General features: G+C 38.7%; 2 protein-coding genes. Both read left to right on the forward strand.

The genetic code is table 11. The features are described from left to right. On the forward strand, positions 1-576 hold a 576-nt coding region (locus MMU07_RS21340; RefSeq protein WP_241128641.1), incomplete at its 5' end, for a T9SS type A sorting domain-containing protein. Between the two features lie 1,891 nt (positions 577-2,467). Continuing rightward, positions 2,468-6,830: LamG-like jellyroll fold domain-containing protein (locus tag MMU07_RS21345; RefSeq protein ID WP_241128642.1), on the forward strand; the 4,363-nt coding region annotated here is incomplete at its 3' end.

Consider the following 6,830-nt stretch of genomic DNA (forward strand, 5'->3'; position numbering starts at 1 on the left):
TGGATCCATGTTGCTGCTACTTATGATGGAACGACAAGTAGAATCTACATCAATGGTGTTGAAAATATTTCCGCTTCTTTTGGACCGATCAATATCGGAACCACATCAGGTAACCTAGTAATTGGCGCACTCGGTACTATCCAGCGTTTCAATGGGGCCATGGATGACTTGAGGCTATATGGAAGGGCTTTATCAGCAGCAGAAATTACACAACTTGCCAATCCTTCGCAGGCCTTGAGAATATCAGGTGCATCAGCTAAAGTAAGTTCTGAAAACACCATAGGTAGTATGGTAGAGGATTCCAAAAGACAGAGGGAGTTTCTAGAAAAGCCGAGCTACCTGTATCCTAATCCAGTACAAGATATTCTCAATCTAATGGTCTATGGAGAAAAGCAGTCTTCGGTTAACATCATGATTTTTGATTCCAAAGGTGTTTTAATCATGGAAAGAGAATTTGAAACAAACAACGGGGTTTTGACCATTGATGTAAATTCTATGAACCTTAAACCTGGAATTCATATTCTTTTGGTTAATAAGGAAGGTAACCTTGAAACATTGAAGTTTATTAAAAAATAATGGAAAATAAATTATCCTCCTTGGTCAATCCAAGGAGGAATTTTTATTTCCCCAAACATCAATTTTTGTGATTTGAATTCAAATTACAAAGCGCTTTTCAATCGATATTCCTATTATTTTTCTGTGTCTCCCCTAATGCGCCTTTTTGGCTGAACATGAGGCATTTTATTTAAGCAGGACTTTTAAGGATTGATATCGCTAAGGACGTCAATAAAACTACAAATGACTTGAATATCAGGGTCACCACACTTAACCGCTCCTGCGGGGCATCTCAAAAAATGATATGAGATTCTTCACATTCACAAGCTATAGTTACCAATGACCTAATTGTAGATTTCGTGACTCTGAGTCTCCAACATTTTGTTAATGTTCAGAAAAGGAATGACGGTTGTTGCGTCATCTTGAATCCGAGGTACGATTCCCGACAGCTGTACGCGAGAAAGATCTCAGAATAAGGAGACACTTCACTGCGTTCAGTGTGACGACTCGGATATCCACGTCATTGGTAGTATAGGGAAGAGTCTAAACAAATTAAATTTTGAGATGCTTCACCTTCGTCAGCTTCTCCTACCAATGAGATGATCTTCAAAGCTTTGGACATCTTAATTCTGTCTCAAGATTTTGGCTGAAGCCGATTATTTACTTGGTATTTATTTATGAATGGGCTAAAGCCACATTCCTATTGACCCTCAATTTAACATCCGGTCATACCTTTTGTGAATGTTTTTTTGAAAATTATGGGGACTACCAATGACGTAATTATTGATGCCGTTACTCTGAGTATGGCGAAGAGTCTATACAAATTAAATTTTGAGATGCTTCACCTTCGTCAGCTTCTCCTACCAATGAGATGATCTTCAAAGCTTTGGACATCTTAATTCTGTCTCAAGATTTTGGCTGAAGCCGATTATTTACTTGGTATTTATTTATGAATGGGCTAAAGCCACATTCCTATTGACCCTCAATTTAACATCCGGTCATACCTTTTGTGAATGTTTTTTTGAAAATTATGGGGACTACCAATGACGTAATTATTGATGCCGTTACTCTGAGTATGGCGAAGAGTCTATACAAATTAAATTTTGAGATGCTTCACCTTCGTCAGCTTCTCCTACCAATGAGATGATCTTCAAAGCTTTGGACATCTTATTTCTGTCTCAAGATTTTGGCTGAAGCCGATTGTTTACTTGGCATTTATTTATGAATGGGCTAAAGCCACATTCCTATTGAAACTCAATTTAACACCCGGTCATACCTTTTGTGAATGTTTTTTTGAAAATGATGGGGACTACCAATGACGTAATTGTTGATGCCGTCACTCTGAGTATAGGGAAGAGTCTAAACAATTTAAATTTTGAGATGCTTCACCTACGCAAGCTCCAGTTCAGCATGACGGAGAAACAACCGTCATTCCTTTTCTAAATGTTTTTTTTAAATGTTGGGGACTAAGGGAGACAGACTAAAATATTTTCCAGAAAGTAGGTTTTATTCAGAAATCATAATAGCCAATTTGTATTGTTACTTTTCTTGTCCTGAAAGTAACTTATCGTTTATTAAGAATTAGGTAGCCTTACTAAAAGAGTAACCAAATACCATCCTAATGTACTCCTTTGGGGGAAATTTGGGAAGTCCAATGATTCCGAAACTCATACAATTTTTCACATAACACTGATTACGAAAAAGCGGATTATAAAGGAATAAAAAATTGAAAAAAAAGCAAAATTTACCATTTCGGAAAAGTAGAATCAGGTGAAGGCAACAAGCCATTAAAAAAAAAAATAAAAAAAAAATAAATGAAAAATAATTTCGGCAAAGTATTTGATAATAATTGAAAAAAATCACGAAAGTGTTTTTTTAATACCAATTGAAAGCCCTAGTAAATTATTAAGCCATGTACAACGTAAGTAAAAAGACTCTATCAACAACATTATTATTTTTTATTCAGATTTATTTCTTCTCATCCCTTTTATTTTCTCAAACCTATCCTGTTTCAGACTTTGATCCCAATCTCCAAGAAGTTGTGGCATTTCCCGGAGCTGAAGGATTTGGGAAATATGCCTCAGGAGGACGAGGGGGACAGGTACTTAAAGTTACCAACCTCAATGACTCAGGCCCCGGAAGTTTTAGAGAAGCTGTAAGGTCGAGAGGGCCTAGAATTGTCGTTTTCGAAGTGTCAGGTAATATAAGGCTAGAAAGTACTATAACAATCAATGAACCCAATTTGACAATAGCAGGGCAAACAGCTCCTGGAGATGGAATAACAATCACCGATCATAAAGTCCGAATTAACACTAATAATGTAATTATAAGATATCTTCGTTTCAGATTGGGCGATAGGGTAATTTCCGATGATGGAGATGCTATTGAAGTAAGAAACTCAGATAATATTATTGTAGATCATTGTTCCTTTTCTTGGGGTACGGATGAAACTGCTTCATTCTATGGGAATAGAAATATTTCGGTTCAATGGTCAATAATCTCCGAAGGATTAAACAACAGTATTCATCCAAAAGGTGCCCATGGATATGGAGGATTATGGGGAGGAAAAAACGCTTCATTTCATCATAATTTAATAGCAAACTTTACAGATAGGAACCCAGCTTTTGATCACCCAAATTTATTTAATACCCAACAAGAACGAGATAATTATAGAGGCGTTGTGGATTTCCGAAACAACGTAATTTATAATTGGAGAGATAGGGCAATTAGTGGAGGGTCTGAAGGGTTATTTAATGTAATTAACAATTATTTCAAACCTGGACCATCAACTAGAGAAGCAAGTATTTTTTTAAGCCCGACAGCAAGTAATAATTTAATTAACTATGGTAAATTTTTCTTAACAGGAAATTTTTTGCAAGGATCTAGTATAATTTCCTCTGACAATTGGCGTGGAGCAAAATTAGAAAATACTCCATTAACAGATCAATACCTAAATGATTTAAAGCTCACCACAATTTTGCCTAGTGATGTTTATGATTTTCAGCGAACAGCCCAGGATTCCTATCAGAAAGTCCTTGACAATTCAGGAGCGAATTTTTTCAGAGATGCAGTTGATTTAAGAGTTATTCAAAACACGGTTAATGGAACATTCTCAAATAAAGGGTCAAATGGGTCAAATTTTGGAATTATCGATAGTCAAAAGGATGTGGGTGGATGGCCTATTCTTAAAAGTTTACCTGCCCCAACAGATACTGACCAAGATGGAATGCCCGATGCTTGGGAAACTGCCAATAACCTCAATCCCAATCAATCCAATGACCGAGAATATAACCTAAGCCCCTACTATACGGATATAGAAGTATATATCAATTCTCTGATTGGAAGTTTGGTCAAAAACCAATACCCCTCAACTCCCCTTGCAGTCCGTCCAATCCTACCAACTGCCAATGCAGTCAATATTGCGCCTGTTGACATCAGTTTTGCCTGGACATCAGTACCAAATGCAAGCACCTATCAATTGCAGCTATCAAAATCATCGACATTCAGTAGCGGGAATATCACCCTTAGCAACTTGAAAAATTTGAGTTTGGTCTATCCACAATTGGATGCCAATAGTACCTATTTCTGGAGAATTAGGGCCGTACAAAATGGAATAAATGGTCCTTATAGCAGCACAAGAAGTTTTCAAACCAATTCCCTGACCGCAGTCCCCGGAAGGACTCAATTATTAGCACCTTCCAACAACGAAGAAAGAGTAAGTATCAAACCGGTCTTCTCTTGGGCCAAAGTGCCCAATACCCAAAGCTATCAAATCCAGGTATCTACCGTATCTGATTTTTCAAATCTTGTTATCAATCAGAGTAACCTGACAGAAACCAGTTTTACCAGTCCCTTGTTAAGTGAAAACCGAAATTACTTTTGGAGGGTAAGGGCAAGAAATGCTTCAGGTACGGGAAGTTTTTCCGGCATAGGAGCATTTACAACAGTTACTCTAAGCACAAGTCCGGAAATGCCAATTCCCCTTAGACCTATAAATGGCATCACCATCAATCCCATAAACATCAAGTTAGAATGGCAGCCTGTATCGGGTGCTGAAACTTATCAAGTCCAAGTATCTACAAACAGTTCTTTTAGTAATCTTTTGATCAATCAGGCCAATATACAAAGTACGCATTTTGACATCTCCAATCTCAACTCCAACATGCTTTATTTTTGGCGGGTCCGTGCGGTAAATAGGTCAGGAAATGGAGTTTATTCAAATGGTAATTTGAGTTTTAGAACAGGTCCTTTTACCCAAGCGCCCGCCAGGATCGCGTTGGTAAACCCGGTGCATGATTCAAATCTTTTTTCAACCTCCATTTCATTTTCTTGGGTGGCTGACCCCTTAGCAAAAAATTACACTTTTCAATTATCGACAAATGAAAATTTCAGCAGTTTTGTTTCCAATATATCCAACCTCACAGGTACCTCTAGGACAGTTTCCAATCTTAGCCCTAATACTCAATACTATTGGCGGGTATTGGCAAGTAATGAAGCCGGAAACAGTCCCTTTTCGGAAGTCCGAAAGGTAAGGTCCGCTACGTTTTCCGGAACACCACCTGCAACTACCTTGGTAAGTCCTAATAATAATGCAGTGGTAGGTTCGGCAGACATCCTTTTTGTTTGGCAAAATCAACCCAATTCAGAATTTTATCGCTTGGAAATTTCAGAATTTACAAACTTTAGCTCTTTGGTATTCGCAAGAAGTTCAATCAGAGGTACTTCTTGGACTGTACCTTCATTGAACCCTAACAAAACCTACTATTGGAGGGTCAGGACCTCAAATCCTGCGGGGAATGGGAGTCGCTCGACTGCATGGAAATTTTCAACAAGTACAGGAACCGTAACCCTATCTCAACCCGTTTTGGTCTCTCCGGCAAATGTGGCTGTCAACCAAGCAAAAAACTTACTGTTTACTTGGAATCCAGTCCCGAATGCAAGTGCCTATGATATCCAATTATCTGAAAACAGTACGTTTTCGAACATCTCCTTTTCCCAGAGTAGTATTACAGGTAATTCCGCCACTATCTCTAACCTTTTGGAGAATAAAACCTATTTCTGGCGTGTTAGAGCCAAATCAGGCAGTACCAATTCCAACTGGTCCACAATCTGGAATTTTGGGACCGGAGGACAATCTGAAGTTTCACCATTAGATGCGGGTTTGGTGGGATACTGGACCATGGAAGAAGGAAGCGGAAGCAGGCTTTTAGATCAATCTGGAAAAACCAATCATCTCACCTTGCAAAATCCATCCAACAGCCAATGGGTAGATGGAGTCCAAGGAAAAGCTTTGGCATTAGACGGAAGCTCAAATACTTTTGCTAGCATTCCTCACAACAGTTCTTTACAAATCACCAACGGCCTCACGATTGCTGCTTGGGTGAAACCTAATCTTCTGCATACAGGAACGATTATGAGTAAATCAGCAGGAAACGGATTTGAGTTTTGGTTTGACAGAGATGGTCAATTAGAATTTAGGCTTAATAGAACTAATAATGGAACTACATACCGAATGCGGTCAAATTTCAATTACCGTAATTCATTGCAAGATTGGATTCATGTAGCCGCTACCTTTGATGGCAGCACCTGTAAAATATTTGTCAATGGGATAGAAGACAGGTCTGTTACTTATAATCCTTTTGGTATAGGCACAACATCAGGTAACCTGATCGTGGGGGCATTGGGGACAATTCAAAGGTGGCAAGGTGCTATGGACGAATTGAGGCTATATAACAGGCCTTTAAGTCGCCAAGAGATCAATCTTGCTATGAGCAACAATCAGCCACTTAACAATGCATCCCAACAAATGGTAGGTCACTGGAAAATGGATGAGGGGTCGGGAAATACCATGGTAGACCATTCAGGAAATGGAAACAACGCCATCATTCGAAATACCACAGGTGTTAATTGGTCGCAAGGAATAATCAATCAGGCCATTAACCTGAATGGTCTTTCGGAAAGGTTCGGGATAGCACCACACAGTCCATCTCTTGAAATCCCAAGTACTTTAACAATCGCCGGTTGGGTCAAACCTAATGTTCTTCATAATGGAACGATAATCCAAAAAGAGAATGGCAATGGTTTTGAGTTTTGGTTGGACAGTAATGGTCAGTTAGAATTCAGGCTGAATAGAGGCAATAATGGAACTTCCTTCAGGCTGAGATCAACTTATAATTATAGAGGGGAATTAGGTAGATGGATCCATGTTGCTGCTACTTATGATGGAACGACAAGTAGAATCTACATCAATGGTGTTGAAAATATTTCCGCTTCTT

The sequence above is a fragment of the Cognataquiflexum nitidum genome (genome assembly GCF_022538055.1).
GTDB classification, from domain to species: domain Bacteria; phylum Bacteroidota; class Bacteroidia; order Cytophagales; family Cyclobacteriaceae; genus Cognataquiflexum; species Cognataquiflexum nitidum.